At 52.4% G+C, this 18,303-nt stretch carries 14 protein-coding genes and 1 pseudogene; 4 read left to right on the top strand and 11 right to left on the bottom strand.

Annotated elements, in window-relative coordinates; all coding sequences use genetic code 11:
• On the top strand, positions 1-737 hold a 737-nt coding region (locus CIK87_RS12335), incomplete at its 5' end, for a transposase (RefSeq protein ID WP_144008070.1).
• 130 nt (positions 738-867) lie between these two features.
• On the opposite strand, the gene CIK87_RS12330 is transcribed toward CIK87_RS12335, so the two are convergent.
• The 10 genes and pseudogenes from CIK87_RS12330 to CIK87_RS12280 form a co-directional block, all read right to left on the bottom strand.
• Positions 868-1,299 carry a DUF2752 domain-containing protein gene (locus tag CIK87_RS12330; protein WP_094387423.1) on the bottom strand — a complete coding sequence of 144 codons (432 nt, stop codon included), beginning with the start codon at positions 1,297-1,299 and terminating at the stop codon, positions 868-870.
• Positions 1,262-1,600, bottom strand: a complete 339-nt coding sequence (locus CIK87_RS12325) for a TM2 domain-containing protein (RefSeq protein ID WP_094387422.1) — start codon at positions 1,598-1,600, stop codon at positions 1,262-1,264. Before CIK87_RS12325 ends, CIK87_RS12330 begins: the two co-directional genes overlap by 38 nt.
• A 199-nt stretch (positions 1,601-1,799) precedes the next feature.
• Entirely contained in the window at positions 1,800-3,665 is a 1,866-nt protein-coding gene (gene glmS / locus CIK87_RS12320) for a glutamine--fructose-6-phosphate transaminase (isomerizing) (protein WP_094387421.1), read from the bottom strand.
• 566 nt (positions 3,666-4,231) lie between these two features.
• On the bottom strand, positions 4,232-4,471 hold the full coding sequence (locus CIK87_RS12310; RefSeq protein ID WP_094387419.1) for a hypothetical protein: 240 nt from the start codon (positions 4,469-4,471) through the stop codon (positions 4,232-4,234).
• Positions 4,459-7,278 carry a pitrilysin family protein gene (locus CIK87_RS12305; protein WP_094387418.1) on the bottom strand — a complete coding sequence of 940 codons (2,820 nt, stop codon included), beginning with the start codon at positions 7,276-7,278 and terminating at the stop codon, positions 4,459-4,461. The genes CIK87_RS12310 and CIK87_RS12305 overlap by 13 nt, the downstream gene beginning before the upstream one ends.
• A gap of 12 nt (positions 7,279-7,290) precedes the next feature.
• Entirely contained in the window at positions 7,291-9,006 is a 1,716-nt protein-coding gene (locus CIK87_RS12300) for an SBBP repeat-containing protein (RefSeq protein WP_144008221.1), read from the bottom strand.
• Positions 9,007-9,056: 50 nt separating this feature from the next.
• Positions 9,057-10,610, bottom strand: a complete 1,554-nt coding sequence (locus tag CIK87_RS12295; protein WP_094387416.1) for a DUF6850 family outer membrane beta-barrel protein — start codon at positions 10,608-10,610, stop codon at positions 9,057-9,059.
• 3 nt (positions 10,611-10,613) lie between these two features.
• On the bottom strand, positions 10,614-11,912 hold the full coding sequence (locus CIK87_RS12290) for a DUF4876 domain-containing protein (RefSeq protein ID WP_094387415.1): 1,299 nt from the start codon (positions 11,910-11,912) through the stop codon (positions 10,614-10,616).
• A gap of 27 nt (positions 11,913-11,939) precedes the next feature.
• Positions 11,940-14,708 (bottom strand): TonB-dependent receptor plug domain-containing protein, encoded by a 2,769-nt coding sequence (locus CIK87_RS12285; protein ID WP_254046558.1) that lies wholly within the window; start codon positions 14,706-14,708, stop codon positions 11,940-11,942.
• A 366-nt stretch (positions 14,709-15,074) separates the two neighbouring features.
• Positions 15,075-15,591 (bottom strand): annotated as a pseudogene (locus tag CIK87_RS12280) (transposase); the annotation flags it as partial.
• 453 nt (positions 15,592-16,044) lie between these two features.
• Between CIK87_RS12280 and CIK87_RS12275 the strand changes: the two are divergent.
• The 3 genes from CIK87_RS12275 to CIK87_RS12265 are packed head-to-tail and all read left to right on the top strand — an operon-like array spanning position 16,045 to position 17,959.
• Positions 16,045-16,701 carry a hypothetical protein gene (locus CIK87_RS12275; RefSeq protein WP_094387413.1) on the top strand — a complete coding sequence of 219 codons (657 nt, stop codon included), beginning with the start codon at positions 16,045-16,047 and terminating at the stop codon, positions 16,699-16,701.
• A 16-nt stretch (positions 16,702-16,717) separates the two neighbouring features.
• Complete coding sequence (locus CIK87_RS12270) at positions 16,718-17,551, top strand: hypothetical protein (RefSeq protein WP_094387412.1); 834 nt, start codon at positions 16,718-16,720, stop codon at positions 17,549-17,551.
• A 42-nt stretch (positions 17,552-17,593) separates the two neighbouring features.
• A complete protein-coding gene (locus CIK87_RS12265; RefSeq protein ID WP_094387411.1) occupies positions 17,594-17,959 on the top strand; it encodes a hypothetical protein in 366 nt (121 codons plus the stop codon).
• Positions 17,960-18,025: 66 nt separating this feature from the next.
• On the opposite strand, the gene CIK87_RS14510 is transcribed toward CIK87_RS12265, so the two are convergent.
• Entirely contained in the window at positions 18,026-18,295 is a 270-nt protein-coding gene (locus tag CIK87_RS14510) for a hypothetical protein (RefSeq protein WP_173823501.1), read from the bottom strand.
• Between the last annotated feature and the right edge of the window lie 8 nt (positions 18,296-18,303).

Genomic DNA, 18,303 nt, shown 5'->3' with positions numbered 1-18,303 from the left:
GGAAACTTGAGGGCAAACGTGTCGGGCTGGTCCGCATGGATAGCGGTTTCTTTGCGAAGGAAATACTTGACTATCTGGAAATGAAAGGGTTACACTATATCATTGCCTGCCGTTTCAACAATCGTATAAAGTACAGTCTCACCCATGAACGCAAATGGATAGAGCTAACAGACGGATTGGAAATATCCGAAACCATCTATCAGGCAAACGGTTGGGAGAAGCCTAGACGCATTGTGATGGTCAGGCAAGAAATAGACAAGCGCCCCAAAGCTGCAGGAAAGCAAATCAAGCAACTGGAGCTTTTTGAGGATGAGCAGGATTTCGGAAAATACCGATACAGCTGCTTTGTAACAGACCTTGACCTGCCGGCCAAGATTGTATATGACTCATATCGCGGAAGAGCGGATTCTGAGAATAGGATAAAAGAATTGAAGAATGATTTCTCCATCGATGACTTTGTCACAAATAACTTCTGGGCAACAGAGGCATGTGGGAATTTCATTGTTATGGCATATAACTTTATGTCGTTGTTCAGACATGCGCTGATCAATTCCAACAAGAAGAAATTTCTGAAGACTATCCGATACGAGTTGATATCGACGCCAGCCTATCTGGGAAAAACAAAAGACAAGCACATCCTATATTTGGCTAGATCACTAAAAACACGACAATCATTCTTATCTATATGGGAAAAATTAAAGGATTTCTCTTTGCCGTACGACACAGAGAAATCCTAATGACCGATTTGGGATTAAGGGTTTGTTGCCCGTCAAATACCGTTTAGGGCTGAATTCCATACGTGGAATCCAGCCCTAAACGGTTTTCATCTCCATCGCCTTACCCGCCATCAGCCCCTTCATCCACGCCTCATATACCGCATACGTAGTTGTGTGCCATAATAGCCAACTCGAAGAGCAGGATGAACGAGATGACGAGTCGCTTGTGCAGCAGATGCTCTATTTTCTGATATGTTTGATGCAGACAGGCAGTGCCTCTCGCCATGTCGTCAACCAGCAGGATGGGGAATATGATGATGCCTACCATGCATATTACCACATTGGGATTCATCCTGATGGCGTCTGCCCAGTGGCCATGTATCACCAGCAGCGTGGCACGGGTCATGCCGCAGCCCGGGCACGGGATGTGGTAGATTAATTTTGAGGGGCAAACGACCAAGCCGCTTTGCCCCTCAGTGCAGTATGCCACCATCATCCATGCACATGCGATGGCGTAGATGATGGTCGACAGGATATAGAATTTCTTATAAGAGCAGAAGTTCGAGCTTTTTGAGGTTTTCATTACGAGTAGCCCCTAAAATAAAAAACCAATCGAGGAGATACCAGAGTCCGACTCCGCTGCAAGTAAGCAGCTTGGCAACTCCCAAGCCGATATGACCGATATAGAAGCGGTCAATGCCGTAACATCCCAGGAAGATGGACAAGACGAGGGCGACCGTGGGGCTCTTGAATTGCAGGCTGCTGATTGGCACCCACCTGGAGTCGTCCAGCTCGAGCAGCCTGGTGCGAATAAAGGAAATCTTCTCTTCGGAAAAATACTTGCCATTGGCCATGATAAACATGTCTACTTTCTGTGCATCCATAATGGTTTGTGTTGTTTATAATTCATTTGGTTATTTTCTGCCGTAAAGTTAATACTTTTTTAGCAATCAGGGAGCGATTTGTTCAAAAAGTGACGCTCTTGGTGGGAAAAAAACACTTTTTCGGAGCCGTCTGCATCGATTCCGTAACTGAACTCCATCCCTTGATGACCGCCGTGGGCAGTCCTGTCATAGACTCCGTTTACTCCACGGTCACACTCTTTGCCAGGTTTCTTGGCATATCCACATCCAGACCTTTGTCCACCGCCACGTAGTAGGCGAGGAGCTGCAGCGGAACCACGCTCAGCAGCGGTATCAGTGCATTCTGGGTCTTGGGGATTTCTATCTCGTTGTCAGCGATGTTCTTCACCAGCTCGTCGCCTTCGGTGACAATTGCGAGGATGCGGCCGTTTCGTGATTTCACTTCCTGCATGTTAGAGATTATCTTCTCATAGAGCTGGTGATGGGTGGCGATGAAGACGATGGGCATATCTTGGTCTACCAGGGCGATAGGGCCGTGTTTCATCTCGGCGGCGGGGTAACCTTCAGCATGGATATAGCTGATTTCCTTCAGCTTCAATGCGCCCTCCAGAGCCACCGGGAAGTTCATGCCACGCCCCAGGTAGAGGAAGTTGTGGGCGTAGGTAAACATCAGAGCCAGCGACTTTATCATCGGCGCCTGCTCCAGCACCTTCTCCATCTTCTGCGGTATCTCCGAGAGTTCCTCTATCATCTCATGGTAGTTGGCGTCGTCGAGCGTGCCTTGCTCGTGTCCCAGAGCCAGTGCGAGCAGCGTGAGCACGGTCACCTGCCCCGTAAAAGCCTTGGTGCTTGCCACGCCTATCTCCGGGCCCACATGGATGTAGACGCCGGTGTCGGTCTCGCGGGCTATAGACGAGCCCACAGCATTGACGATGCCGAAAATCAGAGCCCCCTTCTCCTTGGCCAGTTTTATGGCTGCCAGCGTGTCGGCGGTCTCGCCGCTCTGGCTGATGGCTATCACCACATCTTCGGGTTCTATCACGGGGTCCACGTATCTGAACTCGCTGGCGTAAGACACCTCCACGCGCTTGCGACACATCTTCTCGATGAGTTGCTTGCCTATGAGTCCGGCATGCCAGCTCGTTCCGCAGGCTACGATGATGATGTGTTTGGCGTTTACCAGCTGGTCGCGATAGTCTCTGAGCGCCGAGAGCACGATATGGTTGTTTTCCGGATGCTCCTTGTCCACGATGAGCCTGCCGCTCATACAGTCCTTCAGGCAGTTGGGCTGGTCATAGATTTCCTTCAGCATGTAGTGGTCAAAGCCGCCCTTGCTGAGTTTGCTGATGTCCAGGTCCACGGTCTTGATGGTATAGCTGCACGAGGCATGTTCGAGGTTGATGATGTTCAGTTCTTTTCCCACTCTGATGTCGGCTATCTCTCCATCCTCGAGATACACCACCTTGTTGGTGTGCTCCACGATGGGGGTGGCGTCACTGGCGATATAGAAGTCCTTGTTGTCTTTGCCCACGCCCACCACCAGCGGACTTGACTGTCGGGCAGCCACGATATGCCCTGGGTCCTTTTTCTCCATCACGGTTATGGCGTAGGCGCCGATGGCATCGTTCAGAGCCTGACATACGGCAGAGACCAAATCCTTGCCGTTCTGCTGGTAGTAATGGTCGATGAGTTGCACCAGCACCTCGGTATCTGTAGAGCTCTTGAACGTATAGCCCTTGTCTGCGAGTTGCTCTTTCAGCACCTGGTAGTTCTCGATGATGCCGTTATGCACCAACGCCAGCTCTCCACTCATGCTCACATGGGGGTGGGCATTGGCTGCCGACGGCTCTCCATGGGTTGCCCAGCGCGTGTGGGCTATACCTATGTGGCCGCTGCAGTCCTTGTCGGCTGCCAATGCTTCCAGATTACTTACTTTTCCTTTAGTCTTATATACATTGAGGTTATCCTGATTGCCAATCAGCGCCACTCCCGCGCTGTCGTATCCACGATACTCCAGTCTCTTCAAGCCCTCGATGAGGACGGGGTAGGCGTCAGACTGACCTATATATCCTACTATTCCACACATGTTTCTACTTGTTATAATTATTATTGGTTCTTCTATGGTCTTCATTCTCGTTGTCACCCGTTAAGCCAAGTGACACTCACGTCGAGATGTCAACTTGCCCTAATCTCATTATCTTCCGCTGTCAGCTTGTTCATATTGGATAAAAGTTTATTTGGTCTACGAATACTGGTTGTATGCAGATTATTGTACCCTGTATCATCTGCTTTGCCATGGCCTTTTGCCACGGCTCAGCCGATGTCTTCACTTTTTTCGGCTGTAAAGGTAATACTTTTTTGACAATAATGAAGAGATTCGTAGGAAAAATGAAGAAAAAACAGAAAATAGTTAGCGTTTTGCTGACAATGCTTACAAACTGGTAGTATATGAACAATGGTTGACAAGGCCACTATGGCGACCTTGCCAACCATTGATATAAGTGTTTTCACCGTCATTGTCGGCTCGTATCATTTGATGCGGGAGCGCGTGCCTTACGATGCGTGCTTCCGTGTCGTTTGATACGTGTCCACGTGCCTATTGATACGAGCCGGCGATGATGGTTGCAGGCTCGGCAGATGCGGTCATTTCCATCAGCCGATGTCACTGGCACACTCCGCTTCGCGGTCAGCGCTTTTGTAGAGGTACCCTCCACGCTTGCAGAGGTATGCTCCATGCTTGCAGAGGTATGCTCCACGTTTGCAGAGGTATGCTCCATGCTTGCAGAGGTATGCTCCACGTTTGCAGAGGTACCCTCCACGCTTGTAGAGGTACCCTCCATGCTTGTGGAGGTGGTCAGCAGCCTGGCTGTTGCCCGTTGCTATTCCGAGCACATGGTCACCTCTATGCGGTGGTTCTGCTTCAGTAGCGTCTGTGCCATCTGCTGCACATCGTGGGCCGTGATGCTGTCTACCATCTGGCAGTAGCCCGTGTCAAAGTCGGCCTCGTCGTCTATCTGGTGCCAGATGATGTAGCTCCAGTAGTCGTTGGTCATGGCGTTCTGCGCATACTGCTTCTTCAGATACTGCTTTACCTTGTCCATCGACGATGCTATGGGTCCGTCGGTGGCCATGTGCTGCAGCTGTCGGTACACGATAGGGTTGAGCTCGTCATAGCGGGTGGGGTCGGTCTTATAGCTTATGCGCAGCAGGGCATTGGGCTCTTCGTCCTTGTCCAGCTCAAAGCTCACGCCGATGCCATAGGTGCCTCCCTTGTCCTCGCGCACCGAGTCGGTATAGGCTATCTGCAGACAGCGCTGCATGATGTCGAGCGTCAGGTCGGCACGGGGCGAGAAGTCTATGTCTGCCGTGTACATGATGTTGACCTGGGTCACTGGCGTAGCCATCTTGCGGCCAAACTTCACCACCTTGTTTTCCTTCACCATACGTGGCAGACGGCTCTTGTCGGCCTTCTCGCCCTTGTGGGTGGCGGGCAGCGCTGCCAGATAGCGGCAGAGCAGCGGGCGCAGACTGTCTATGCTCACGTTGCCTATGATGACCGTCTTGAACGCCGACGCGTCGGCAAACCGCTCACGATATATCTCCATGATGCGGCCATAGTCGGCGCGGTCTACCATCTGCCGTGTGGCAGGCGCCGTGCGCAGGTTGTTGCCATAGAGCACCGCGCTCAGACTGTCGTTGTAAACCACCTTCGGACTGGCACTGCGGTTGGTCAGAAACGACCGCGTGCGGTTTCTCAGTCCTTCAAATGCCACCGAGTCGCGTCTTGGAGCTGTGAAGTAGAGATAGGTGAGTTGCAGCATCGTCTCCAGGTCTTTCACCGACGATGTCGCCGTGATGCGCTGTGACGACTGGCCTATCGCGGGTGCCACCTTCACCGACTTGCCCGTAAGCGCCTTGCGCAGTTGGGTGCTTGTCATGCTGCCCACGCCACCCTCGGTGATGGCACTTGCCAAGAGCGCGAAGTTGGGGATGTCGGCGTCTGGGTAGAGCGAGGTTCCGCCTTCGCCCTTGACGGTCATGGTCACCACGTCGGCCTGATAGTCGGTGGGCTTGACATACACCTCCATCCCGTTGCTCAGCGTGAGCCGCGTCATGCCCCACTTGCCCGTAGCCTCTTCCTTCACTATTGTGCCCGGAGTGGGCATCTTGTCCATGATGGCTGTCGCGGTGTGGGCGTCTACGTGGGCGTCATACTGCCGGCGCTGCGCCTCGACGATGGTCTCTTCTATCTCTGCCTCGGAGGGCAGCACCACCTCCTTGCGGTCGGGCCCGTAGAGCACGAAGACCTGGTTACGGTCGGTGATGATGGTGCCGATATGGCTGTTTATGTCCTTGAGGGTCACCTCTTGGTCCATCTTCTGCATCAACTCGTAACTGTAGGCAGGCGAGAGTATCGGTTCGCCGTCGAGAAAGTTGTTTACACACTGCTTGACCAGACTGCTGTTGCGGCGGTCGCCCTCCATCTTCATGCGCCGTTGGGCTGCGTTGAGATAGATGGCCTTTGCCCTTGCCAGTTCGTCGGCGGTAAATCCGTGCTGGCGCACTCTCTCCACCTCAGCCACAGCCGCTGCGATGCCACCCAGTATGTTGTCTTGCTTGCAGCTTATGCTGAGGCTGAAGGCGTCGCTGGTGCCCGATACGAAGAACATCCCGTCGCGCACCGTGCTGCTCATATAGGGCGGGTTGGCGGTCTCCTTGCCCTTGTCTGCCAGTCGGCTGTTGAGCATGCTGACGATGAGCCCCTCCATATATCCGTCGCGCTGATAGTCCATGGTGGTCTTCTCTGCGCGGGGCGTCGCTGCGCGCTTCATGTAGAGATGTCCCAGCGCGATGGGCTGCTCGCGGTCTTTCTCTATCGCCACTATCATGCGGTCGCTGCTGTTTACGGGGTAGTAGATGCGCTCTGCCGGGTTCTTGGCGGCGGGAATTTTGCCAAAGAGCCGTTTGATTTTGGCTTCCATGCGGTCTACATCTATGTCGCCCACCACAATCACCGCCTGGAGGTCGGGCCTGTACCACTTGTCATAATAGTCGCGCAGGTCCTGATAGGGAAAATTGCTGACGATGTCCATATTGCCTATAGGCATGCAGTCCTCGTACTTGGAGCCGCGGTATATCTTGGGCATCACGCGCTCCATGAGCCGCTGCATCGCCATGCCCGAGCGCCGGTTGCGCCATTCTTCGCGTATCACGCCACGCTCCTTGTCTATCTCTTTGTCCTCGAGCAGTATGTAGTGGCTCCAGTCGTTGAGCACCAGCAGACAAGAGTCTACGATGCCCTCACGGCCGATGGGGGCAGCCCCTATGTGGTAGACGGTCTGGTCTACCGAGGTGTAGGCATTGAGATTGGCTCCGAATTTCACACCTATAGACTCGCACCAGGGCACTATGCCCAGCCGTTTGCCCTTGCCGGGGAAGTGCTTGGTACCATTAAACGCCATGTGCTCCAGAAAATGAGCCAGACCACGCTGGCGGGGTTCCTCGAGAATGCTGCCCACCCGCTGGGCGATATAGAAATCGGCCAGTCCGGGCTCCTTGGCGTTGTGGCGTATGTAGTAGGTGAGTCCGTTCTTCAACTTACCCGTGCGCACGGCATCGTCCTGCTTCACCGTCTGTGCCGACAGCGCGGCAGGGAGCATGAGGGTGATGGCCAGGAGTGATAACAGTTGTCTCTTCATGGCGGGTCGTGGTTAGCGGATGGTCACTTTCTTGTTGCCGATGACATAGACACCCTGGGCGAGTCCGCCTACCGCCTTGTCATAACTCTGGGCACTCTTTACCAGCCGTCCGTCGAGCGTGTAGACATCTGTCTTGCCCTTCTGGCTCTCGGCGGTGGTCGTGCCGATGCCTACCGATGTGCCAGCCAGCTTGTAGCTGTAGTATATCATCGCCCAGTTCTTGTTGCCGGTGTATGAGTAGTCGGTGCCATAGAGCGTCGCGGTGTTTCTGCCTCGGTTGGCCACTACCATGTTCTCACCGTCTATGATTGGAGTGCAGCCGGCAGCCACTACACCATACTTACACAGCGTGATGGCGGTACCCTGTGAGAGTGTGGCGGCATCTACAGGCACCAGCAGAGCACCACCGGTCATGTCATAGCCGAAGGCATACATCGTGGAGCCGTTGAGATAGACGCCATAGAACTTGCCTATGCCGCCATCCAGGCGTATGGCGCTCTTGACCACCTCGCCTGTGGCTGGGTCCATCTTGAGGATGTAGCCCTTGTGCTGTCCCTTGCTGTTCTCGTAGAGTCCGGTGAGTCCGCCCATAGACGAACCGGTGAAGTAGACATATCCGTCTATCCATTGGCAACCGTTGTTATGTATGGTCTTCTTGCTGCCCACGGGGGTGATGGTCTTGACATAGCCCACGCTGAGGTCGGCAGCGCTGACCGATGCCAGCAGGAGGTTCTCGCAGTCGTTGGTGACGCTTACAGCCTTGCCGCCCAGTGTCAGTTCGTTGCCTGCCTTACCCTTTATGCGTCCGTTGAAGTAGAGGTTGCCGTTGGCATAGACCACCTTGTCCAGGAACGCGCTGGCGGCGATGCCCTCTGCGGTAAGGCTCTTGACGAAGTAGCCGTCCTTGTCTAACTTGGCAAGGAAAAGGTCGCCCACCACACCCTGAGAGTCACCATCCCATTCGGTAGTGTTCTTTGCGGTGAGTGTCTCTACGGTTCCGTCGGTCTTCTTCAGATACATCTCGGTGCGGAAGTTACCGGTGAGATAGATGCCACCATCCTCGTCGACAGCCACGCCATAGACCGACATGTTGTCCTTGGTGAATCCCCTCTTGCGCTTCTCTACCTTGCCCGCGATGAGGCGCGACCACTCCAGGCTGCCGTTCTCGGCTATCTTGAGCACCAGGTAGCGGTACTCGCCGCTGACATTGCCCATGTCCTTGATGGTGGTCACATGGCCCGTGGGGTCTACATATTCTACCAGGTTGTCATAGCCAGCCTCTGCCACCCATGCGCGGGTCTTGAGTACAGCCAGCAGTCCACCGTCCTTGGTAGGGACGATGTGCGACTTGTCGTGCGCGATGTCGCCTTTGCGCGTATAGGCGTTCCAGACGATAGATCCGGCGTTGCTCACCTTCTGCAGAAACATGTTGCCATTTTTGCTGGTGCCCGTGTAAGGACTACCCACGATGGCGGCGCCGTCGGCGCCAGTGACCTGTTCGCCGTCAAACCAGAGGTTGACCTGTGAGGCCCCGGAGTTGGTGCCCCATGTGGTAGCCACATAGTAGTCGCCGCCCGAGGCTTTGACCATACCGATGATGTTGTCGCCAGCCGATGTGGCGCCGTCTACGGTGTGTGCCCAGTTGAAGGTCACTGCAGGCTGGGTCTCTGCCAGCGATACGGTGGCGAGCATGAAACATGCTGCCAGAAAGAGTGTAATTTTCTTCATACTTGTTTGTGTTTTGGTTTTTATTTGTCTATGTTGTCATTGTCATTCCGTTAGAAATATATGCCCGCAGCCAGGGTCAGGCCCATGCCGTGAGCGGTCAGCGCATAGCGGCTGTAGCGCCAGTCGGCGCGCACAAAGGGGTGGAAGCGCGGGCTGGCCTTGTAGGAGGTCTCGATGGCGGCGCCGGTAGACCAGGCGGGGTGGGCGAGGGTCTCATAGGCGTGCATCACTGGCGTAGCCATGGTGCCCTCGATGTGGTCGGCGCGGGCGTCGGTATGCCATGTCCGCGAGGCGGTGGCCTGAAGGCGGGTGAGCATGTGGCGAGACTCTACCGCGGCAGTGAGCGTCAGTGCCGACTGCCATGACCTAACCCGCAACTGCCGATAAGGTTCGGCATATTCCTCATGGTAGTCGCAGTAGGCGGTACCCGCCTGCAGCGCCCAGTAGCCCCGGCGGCAGGCTATGGGCAGCGCGTGCTGCCAGAGCGCGTCGGCACCTATGCGCAGGGTGGTGAGGCGGTACATCTCGGCAATGGCTATCTGCGGGTAGATATTATCCTGAGCCGTGCCGAAGATGTGCTCGAAGCCCTGGCGCCGCTGCCACTCCTCGCTGAGCCGCAAGCCCAACGTGTGGCGCCCCACTGTCGACAGCCATCCCGCCGTGGCGTCCTGCCGATGCAGCCGCAGCGTGGCGAGAGGCAGCTGGTTGAGCGAAGAGATAATCTTCTCAATCTCTGTAAACTCATAGCCCGCCTGGGCGAAGGCACCACGCTGGCTGTCGCGTCGCTGGCGGTAGCTGAGCATGCCCCCTAAAGAGTGGCCTTGGTAGTAGGTAGAGGTGTTGGCTCCCCTGAAACGGTAGTAGTCGTTGCCCATGCCCGTGAGGTGATAGATGGTGGGCATGCTCACCTCGTTGTAGAGCTTCAACTCGTTGGTCTGCTTGTAGCGTCGGGCGCTCACAGCCATGCCCATGACGCCGGTGCCCACCTGGGTCGAGACGCCCACCCGAGCCATCAGGTTGCCCGAGAGGTTCTTGGGGCGTGGGTCGCGGGTGCGGAACTCCATCCGGGCGGTGTATTCGCCCTCGGCAGCGATGTTCCATCGGCCCAAAGGATAGGAGAAGCCACCCATAAAGTGGTAATACTCACTATGCGTGTTGCCCCCCACGGTGTCGGCCATCAGGTAGGGGTAGAGCAGCTGGTAGTCTGTGGTCTCGCTGAAGCGTACGTTGCGCGTGGTGCCGTTGCGGTAAGCCGCATTGCCCCACAGCGTGGCTTTGCCCTTGTGCAGATAGGCGTCGATGCAGCCGTAACCCGTGCTGCTGCCCGTGCCGTCTTCGAGTCGCGCGGGGCGTGAAGCCTTGCTGTAGTCCATGCCTGCCTGCAGCCTGTTGATAGAGGCACTGTAGCGGTAGCTCTGCATGGCTGGGTTGAGGTAGAGCTCGGCACCGAAATCGGCCGACGGCATCTGCGTCTGCCACATACGTGCCGACAGCGAGGTGTGGGTGCTGTCATTCTGCTGCGCCGTGAGGGTGGCGGGCACTGCCATGAGCATGGCTGTGGCAAGGAGCGCCGTCAGGGAGGTGGTAGAGGTATCGTGTTTCATCTTCTACTGCTTGGGAGTTATGCCATCATAGGTCACTGTGGTCGCCTTGGTACCGGCGGCGTCGATGGCGGTATGCTGCAGCTCGACGATAGAGGGTATGCACTCGGTGGTGAAGTCCTCGGTCGAGTTGTTGGTGTCCAGCAGGTGCATGGTGCCGTCGGCGTTGAGATACTGGAGCTTCCGGCGCACGCTGCGGAAGTATCGGGTCTCATCCTTGTCAATCTTGCCGCAGTGGGTCCAGCCTGCGTCGACCGACGGGGGCAGAATATTCCACAGGCGCTTGGCCTCGATGCTGCAGTTGACCCCGTCGACAATCCACGCGTTGGGCATCTTGTACGCATCCTGCTGCATGGGGAATGTGCCGGCAGGCAGATACATCGTATAATAATAGGTATACTTGTAGTCCTTAAGGTACTGCGCCTTGTCGATAGGAATACGCGCCAGGGCGTAGGAGGTAAATCCTCGGTTGTGCAACACGTAGAACGACTCGGTATAACAATACCACTTGTCGAGATTGGGCACCGTCTCGCTGTCGATGTCCATGTGCTCGGGGTGGGTGGAAACGTCGTACCACTCAAAGTCGGCGGCGCTCAGGTCAAAGGAGTTGGGGTTGGCGTTGCGGTGGTCTATGCCCGTGTCGCAGAGCAGCAGCGAGTGGCCAGGCTGCACGGGGTGGTCGGTACCGCTGCCGGGTATCACGTAGAGCGACCAGATGGTCATGGTGTCCTTGCGTATGTCGGGGGTGTACTCGAAATACTGGGTAGACTTGAACTTCGACTCGCAGAAAGCCAGTCCGTCGGCATAGAGCACGTGGTCGGTGTTGTTGTAAATCTTGATGTAGCTGTCGCCATAATACTGCAGTCCAGAACTGCGCAGCGTGCCGGCGAAGAATATCTCTTCGATGATGAAGTCGTCGTTGTCGGCCGACAGAAACGTCTCTATCTGCACCTGTCGGCTGCTCCCGGTAATCTGTACGTTCTCAGCCTTGCCGTTAAGTCGGCCTTTGGCCTGCGCCGTCTCGTCGTTGGCGTTGTGGGCGGTATAGGTGATGTCGGCAGAGTAGACCATGTCGTAGAGCCCCTCGGTGAGGGTGATGCCCTCGGTCGACGACAGGGTAGTGGTGACGCCGGTGGTGAGATTGGTAATCTTTATCTGCTGGCTGTTGATTTGCATGCCGCTTATCCCCACGGGCGGCGTAACGGCAATCTGCGTGGCGGTGTGGCGGGTGCTGCCTGTCTCCAGGTCGGAGCATGCTGCCAGCACGCTCAGCGCCATGATGTAGAGTATAAGTCTTGTCTTCATATTCCTGTTTGCTGTTAGGGTTGTCTGTTATAGGCTCAAGCCCGCCTCGACTCCGAAGTAGGGCGAGGCATTGCGCCTGATGGTGCGCCCATTGGCGGTGTAGTCGGGCAGATAGTCCAATATCTTGTTGGCGAAGAACGACAGGCGCATCATGCGGCCTATCTCCTTGGTCACCTTCAGATTGACGATGGCCGACATGGGCACCGTGAACGGACGGAAGAGGTCGGCGTTGTAGTTGCGGGTGAGCTGGGAGAGTCGGGGGGCGTTGAGGCTCTCCGTGGTGTAGGGATGCAGTTGGCCGTCGCTGGCTGCGATGTAGGCCGTGGGCGTGCCGTTTTTCCACATCTGGCGGGTGCGTATCATCCACATGCACTGCACCGAGGTGGTGAATATCAGCCGCCACTCGGGTATCTGCGTATCAAAGGTCACATTGGTGTTGACGCGGTCGTTGAGTCTTCCGTCGTTCCAGTCGTAAAGCCCCACATACTGCTCGCGCACCGGCTGGTTGTCTATCACTGTGCTCACGGCGTCGAACATGGGTTGGCTGTTGGTGTAGAGCGTACGAAACCACGCTCCGGTGACATTGATACGGGTGCGCAGAGCGTGGATGCGCTGCGAGGTGAAGGCCAGTTCTATGCCCTGCTTCACCAGTCGGCTGCCGTTGCCCGCCTTCTGATAGCCGTCGAGCACCTGCCGCTCTGTGTAGGGCAGCGAGTGATAGTCGCGGCCTGCCTGCATCTGGCTCACATCGTAAGCCCTGTAGGCATAGGAACCATAGATGGCGGCATATCTGAACCCGTCGTTCATCGTCTCCCTGAAATAGTCTATCGACAGCGTATTGTCGTGCCAGTCGAGGTCTACTCTCACCTCCCACTTGTGGTTGCGGGCGGGAGAGAGGTGGTAGTTGGTGGGGTCCTGGATGTAGGTGTGTACCACAAAACAGCTGTTCTGTGCCGGTGAAGACGCGTCGTAATACGCCAGAGATATGAAATTGCTGTAGTAACGGTCGGGGTAAAGATAGTTGAGGGTAGGCATCTTGGAGGTGATGCCATATCCGGCGTTGAGGGAGATGGTCATAGGTTCGCCGCCCACCGTCAGCTTGGGCAGATGCCAACCCATATTGATGCGCGGGTCGGCATATATGCGTCCGCTCATGTAGTATCGGCTGGCCAGCCCAGGCATCATTGCCAGTCGCAGTCCTGCCATGAGGTCTATGGTGCTCCTGCCCAGGCTCCAGCGCATCTGCTCTTCGCCGAAGGCAGACAGGTTCTGCAGCGAAGGGATGTCCTTGTATCGGCGCGGGCGTGAACTCCATCCCGTGACGCTCAGCGGGCGGTGCATGTCGTAGACCTGTCCGCGCCCGAAGTTCTTGGCGATGTCCCAGTTGAGGCCCAACTTGAGGGTGTGGGTGGCTCTGCCGGTCTTGAAGTCCATCACCCCTTTGGCCTTGACATACGCGCTGAACGGTTTGCCGTCGCAGAGATAGTGGGCGATGTACTCGGCAAAGACCGCCTGGGCTTCGTTCTCACCGTCGGTCCATGACAGCGGCACTATGCCATAACGCTGCGGAGCCACGAGGCGTGTCTGTCGGAGCCGATCGGTCTGAAGGCTCACCATAGAGTTGACTGCCACTTCGCTCCACACCGACTTGCGGGGTTTCAGCATGAAATTGTTGGTCATCGCGATGCGGTTGTACGATGAGCGGTATTCGTCTATGTGTCCGTAGTTGAGGTCGGGGTCGGCCTTGGCATTGTCAAACGAACCCTGATAGTCCAGCGCCGAGTTCCAGCTCCATGAGTATGCCTTCCTGTCGGCCTTGAGAGTGTATCTCAGTGACGCCGTCAGACGCTTGTAGTTCTCCAGGTTGTCTGTAGGATCGGTCTTGGAGTCGAGGTAGCCTAAGTCCATGTTGAGAAGCGACGTTCCCCGCCGGTTGAGGTTGACTCCCTTGCCTGCCGAGAAGAGCTTGCTGTAGCCATCGGCCTTGAAGCGCACCGTCAGCGGCATGGCGCGTCGTATCTTGCGTATGCTGACCAGTCCGCTGGTGAGGTTGCCATACTCTGCAGAGGGTATTCCGCGCATCACCTCTACGCTCTCGATGTCGTCGGTAGAGATGGCGCGCATGTCTACACCACTGTTGGTGATGTTGCGGCTTCCCTCTGCCGATGACGACGAGGTGGAAGACTGCGTGCCGCCCAAGGGCGAGTATTGGAGGTTGGCATCGGTCATCAGCGGCACGCCGTCGATGACAAACTGAGTACCCAGCGAGGTGATGGAGTAGTTGTTGCTTCTCGTCTCCGTGCCGTAGGCGCCCATCGTGCCGGTCTCGCGCAGCGTGATGAGATTGGCCTGACCCATGTTGGGGTCCTTGGCATATCCGCCGGGCAACAGCTCCATCAGGTCGGCTATGCTGTTGGGCTGGAGATGCCTCATGGCGTCGCGCCCGATGACCGACGAGGTGGTCTGTCCCTGTCCGGTGCGCGCCGTCACAACCACCTCGCCCAGGGTGCTTATGTCCTCGGTCATCCTGTAGACTCCCTGTCGGGTGGCGGTCACGGTGAGCGTCTTATACCCTAAAATGGTGATGCGTATCTTCGTGCCCACCATCCGCTGGGGAAGTTCAAACCGTCCGTCGGCGTCGGTGATGGTCTGCCATTTACCCTGCGCCACAGTGCTTACCACCGCCCCTGCCAAGGGGTCGCCCGAGCGGCTGTCGATAACGACCGACGCTACATTCTGCGCCCATGTCAGGGTGGCGCACATCATCCATAATAGCAGCGTGGAGTATATTCTCATGCTTGTCTTAACATCTAATAATTAACCAGATGCAAAGTTATTGCAATCAGAAGGCTGCGGCAATACCCAAAAATAGGTATTTTCATCGCCTCGTCCATCGTGCTGGGAAGCAGGGGTATCAGGTCGGTCGGCATGACCATTAAGCAAGCAAGAGAATGAGGATAGAAATGGCGGCTTTTTATAGAACAATTGGTAACTATATACTTTTAACCCCCGAAAGGTATATAGTTACCAAAAACAATGGCAATGATATGGATGTTTAGCCAATAATAAAGGGCTGAATTTCAAGCGATGAATCCAGCCCTAATTCTTTATGCTCAAAAAAAGTTTTGCGGACAGCGATATTTTTAATCTGATGCTGCTGTTTTTGGAACACTGTGTTCTCTGCCATGAAGGATATGGGCAATCTGTCCCATCCAAAACCATTGTTCATATCATTGAATATATGTTCCTTTCCTCCACGAAGGTTAGAGAACTCGACAATTTCTCTTACGGAAGATTCATAGTCGTTAGTTAGGATACAACGGTATGTGTATTCTCCTACCCAAAGGTCCTGCACATCATCCATTCGTTTCTGTCTTTGAATCACAAGTCGGTATGCTTTACCCTTCCACTTTTCAACAAGGATAGAGTTCAATTCAAACACGATGCCATTGATTTCTTCAGTCTTCCAGCCTCTGAGAGCAAAGATGTCATTGTAGAGCGAACTGAAACGGTTAGCGCGGATATAGAAGAATTTGCAGTGTTCCTCTACTTCTTCTACGATTTCCTCGGAACATGATCCACAATCAGCTCTGAAACGATTGATAGTAATTCATTTCTGTTCAAATCTCTCAAAGAACCTCTTCAACGTATCCTTCTGATGGAAACGAACGTTTTCGTTAAGCCAGATGAGCAGAGCTAAGTTTACTTAAGCTCTGCCATGGCGAGAAAACGTGCCATGAAATGGAACAATCTACACCTTAGACCGAGGGGCGAGTCGATTACAGATGACAATGTGGAGTCAAATTGCTCCATGATTGAAAATATTTCTCCAAAAGGAGTGAGTTTCTCAGATTTAATTTGTATTTTTGCCATGTCTATCGTCGGATTCTCTTGTTTATTTTGCAACACTAAGATAAGTGAATTCTTCGACATGGAAAAATCCTGGGCAACTTTTTGTTGCTCAGGTACTTAAAAGGCCTAATTTATAATAGTGTTGCGGAATTAAGGGGTAATAAAAAAATGTACGAAAGTCTTGCCGACATAATCTTTGTCGTAAAAGAATAAATGAAGGAATGATGGTAATATTGCATAATCCAAATTCCATTTAGTTTTTTCGTAAAACAGAAACGATATGAGGAAAATTGCTGCTTTATTGTTTTTGTGCTTTATGCCTATCAGCCTATTTGCACAAACTTATAAAATGTATAAAACACGTAACTACCATAACCAGTTACGTTTGAATACTGCTACGGGAGAAGTGTTACAGGTGCAAGATGACGGTCAATCTTGGAAAATATGTGATGCAATGGAAGATGGTGGCGAAACTGATAATCGCTTTTGTCTTTATGAAACACAGAATATGTGGACTTTCATCATGCTTGATACTTTTACTGGAAAGAATTGGCAAGTCCAATTTAGCACAAAAGGAACAGATTACATGTTTGCTGCACCAATAAATTACTGGTCAAAAGCATATCCATCTTCAACTGATAGATGGCAGGGGAGATTCAAAATGTTTGCTACTCAAAATATGTGGACATTCATCATGTTGGATAGTTTTACAGGAAGACTTTGGCAAGTGCAATACGATACCAAGTCTTTAGACAACCTCCTTTGCGTTTCAATTAATGAAGAAGTTCTTGAAGCAGGTAATAGTAGCATTTTTACAATACAACCGATGACGAGTATGTATCAATACTATTTGATAAGCAATAAGTCCGGTGCAATGTGGCAATTTCAGTGGACAACTAAAGGTCCTGACTATAGATGGATCAAAAGGGTTAATTGACAAATTGTATTTGTTTATGAAAATTAAAAACATAAATGACATTACATTGTTTAGATACTTGTTTTGTCTTGATAAAAGAGAATTGCCACAAAGCATTCTTAATTGGTGTAATAATATCGGTAGTGCAATTGATTCTGACAGAGAGAATGCGATAAGAGAATTATCTACAGTAAAAGGAAACTGCCGTAATTTGGTCGTTTTCTCTAAGACATTTGTTGAGACGATGGATAAATCCTATATGAAATTTACACAATTTCATATTGATATTCTCCAAGAGTTAGATAATGAGAATGGAATTGTTCGTAGCCCATACTTTATAGAAGGGTGTTATGTCGTGTATAGCATAAAGAATGGCTGTCTTACTTTATGGATATTCCAAGACAACATCGATAAATATTTGTCGATACCTACATATTACATTTGTGTGTCACCAAAGGATAGAATTAAGGGAAATGGACATCAGTTAGACTGCATGGTTCTACCTCTTATTGATGGTTGTATGGAAGCAAATATCAGAGATTACATAGATATGGTCTTGGATTATTTGTGTTTAAGACAATGGGCAGAAGTGCAATTAGGTAAAGTTTCAACCACCATAAGAAAAGAGATTAAAAAGAACAAAAAGACTCAGATTGTCACAGAAGCAGGGCTTAATTACTATCGCTTTGATAGTAAGTGGTATACCGAAATCTGTAATGATGAGTCTTTCAAAGTTAGTGGTCATTTCAGATTACAACCTTATGGTGATGGTACAAGGAGGCTTATATGGATAAATGAATTCACCAAGAATGGCTATCATAGAAAAGCTACTATTGATAAGGTTAAAGATGGAGAAATCTCTTTAAACTAATAGAGGTGTGATACCAGCATTTACAAAAACAATAGTGTTACAATGGAAAATTTAGATTTGGACTTTTTAGCGGCACTTGCTAATGTTATTAAAGAACTGGAGAATAGTACTTTAAAATACATAGAACCTTCAACCTTAGGTGTTACACCTTCCAATAGAGACAAAGCCATAACGAATATCCTTAAAGAACATGAGGCTATAACTGTAACAACAGGAGGATGGGTAGTAAAGCCAAACGGAAAATTACAGTTGCTTTCACAAGAGGTCTCTTCGTTAATTAAGCAGAAGAAACAAAAAGAGAAAGATCATTTGATTGGTCGAATTAAGGATATAGGCAGCTTAGTTTTGTCCTCTATTGCAATAGTCATTTCTATCATTTCTATGATTATTTCGTGTTCACAGAGTTAGGATGCGAATAGTTTAATTGAGATAAGCCGACTGACTTTAGGCGAAAGTCTAAGGTTAGTCGGCTTGTCATTTTCCATAACTCTGTGCAATCATCATTCCTACAACTCCTGCAACCACAAAGATGCCGATAGAGAAGAAAAACCAGAAGAACCACTGGGCATAGTGACCGAGATAGCAGCCATCATATTCCTTGTATCGTTCACGGACTTTCTTCCGTTCATCAGCAAACATGGAATTGACCTCACGGATATGCATCTGTGCGGTCATCCATTGGCGTTCTTTGGCAAACAGTTCTTGGATTTTCTGCCAGTCAGCATCGTTGACATTTACAGACACCTTTAATT

This window comes from Prevotella sp. P5-64 (assembly GCF_002251285.1).
Lineage (GTDB): Bacteria > Bacteroidota > Bacteroidia > Bacteroidales > Bacteroidaceae > Prevotella.
Note: the sequence above shows the minus strand (reverse complement) of the source record. Positions and strands in the feature narration are given on the sequence as shown.

Bases quoted from the DNA above. Each gene is read 5' to 3' on its own strand.
- CIK87_RS12330 (WP_094387423.1), bottom strand. From the start codon at position 1,299: ATGAAAACCTCAAAAAGCTCGAACTTCTGCTCTTATAAGAAATTCTAT.
- CIK87_RS12325 (WP_094387422.1), bottom strand. From the start codon at position 1,600: ATGGATGCACAGAAAGTAGACATGTTTATCATGGCCAATGGCAAGTAT.
- glmS (WP_094387421.1), bottom strand. From the start codon at position 3,665: ATGTGTGGAATAGTAGGATATATAGGTCAGTCTGACGCCTACCCCGTC.
- CIK87_RS12305 (WP_094387418.1), bottom strand. From the start codon at position 7,278: ATGAAGAGACAACTGTTATCACTCCTGGCCATCACCCTCATGCTCCCT.
- CIK87_RS12300 (WP_144008221.1), bottom strand. From the start codon at position 9,006: ATGAAGAAAATTACACTCTTTCTGGCAGCATGTTTCATGCTCGCCACC.
- CIK87_RS12295 (WP_094387416.1), bottom strand. From the start codon at position 10,610: ATGAAACACGATACCTCTACCACCTCCCTGACGGCGCTCCTTGCCACA.
- CIK87_RS12290 (WP_094387415.1), bottom strand. From the start codon at position 11,912: ATGAAGACAAGACTTATACTCTACATCATGGCGCTGAGCGTGCTGGCA.
- CIK87_RS12285 (WP_254046558.1), bottom strand. From the start codon at position 14,708: ATGAGAATATACTCCACGCTGCTATTATGGATGATGTGCGCCACCCTG.
- CIK87_RS12275 (WP_094387413.1), top strand. From the start codon at position 16,045: ATGAGGAAAATTGCTGCTTTATTGTTTTTGTGCTTTATGCCTATCAGC.
- CIK87_RS12270 (WP_094387412.1), top strand. From the start codon at position 16,718: ATGAAAATTAAAAACATAAATGACATTACATTGTTTAGATACTTGTTT.
- CIK87_RS12265 (WP_094387411.1), top strand. From the start codon at position 17,594: ATGGAAAATTTAGATTTGGACTTTTTAGCGGCACTTGCTAATGTTATT.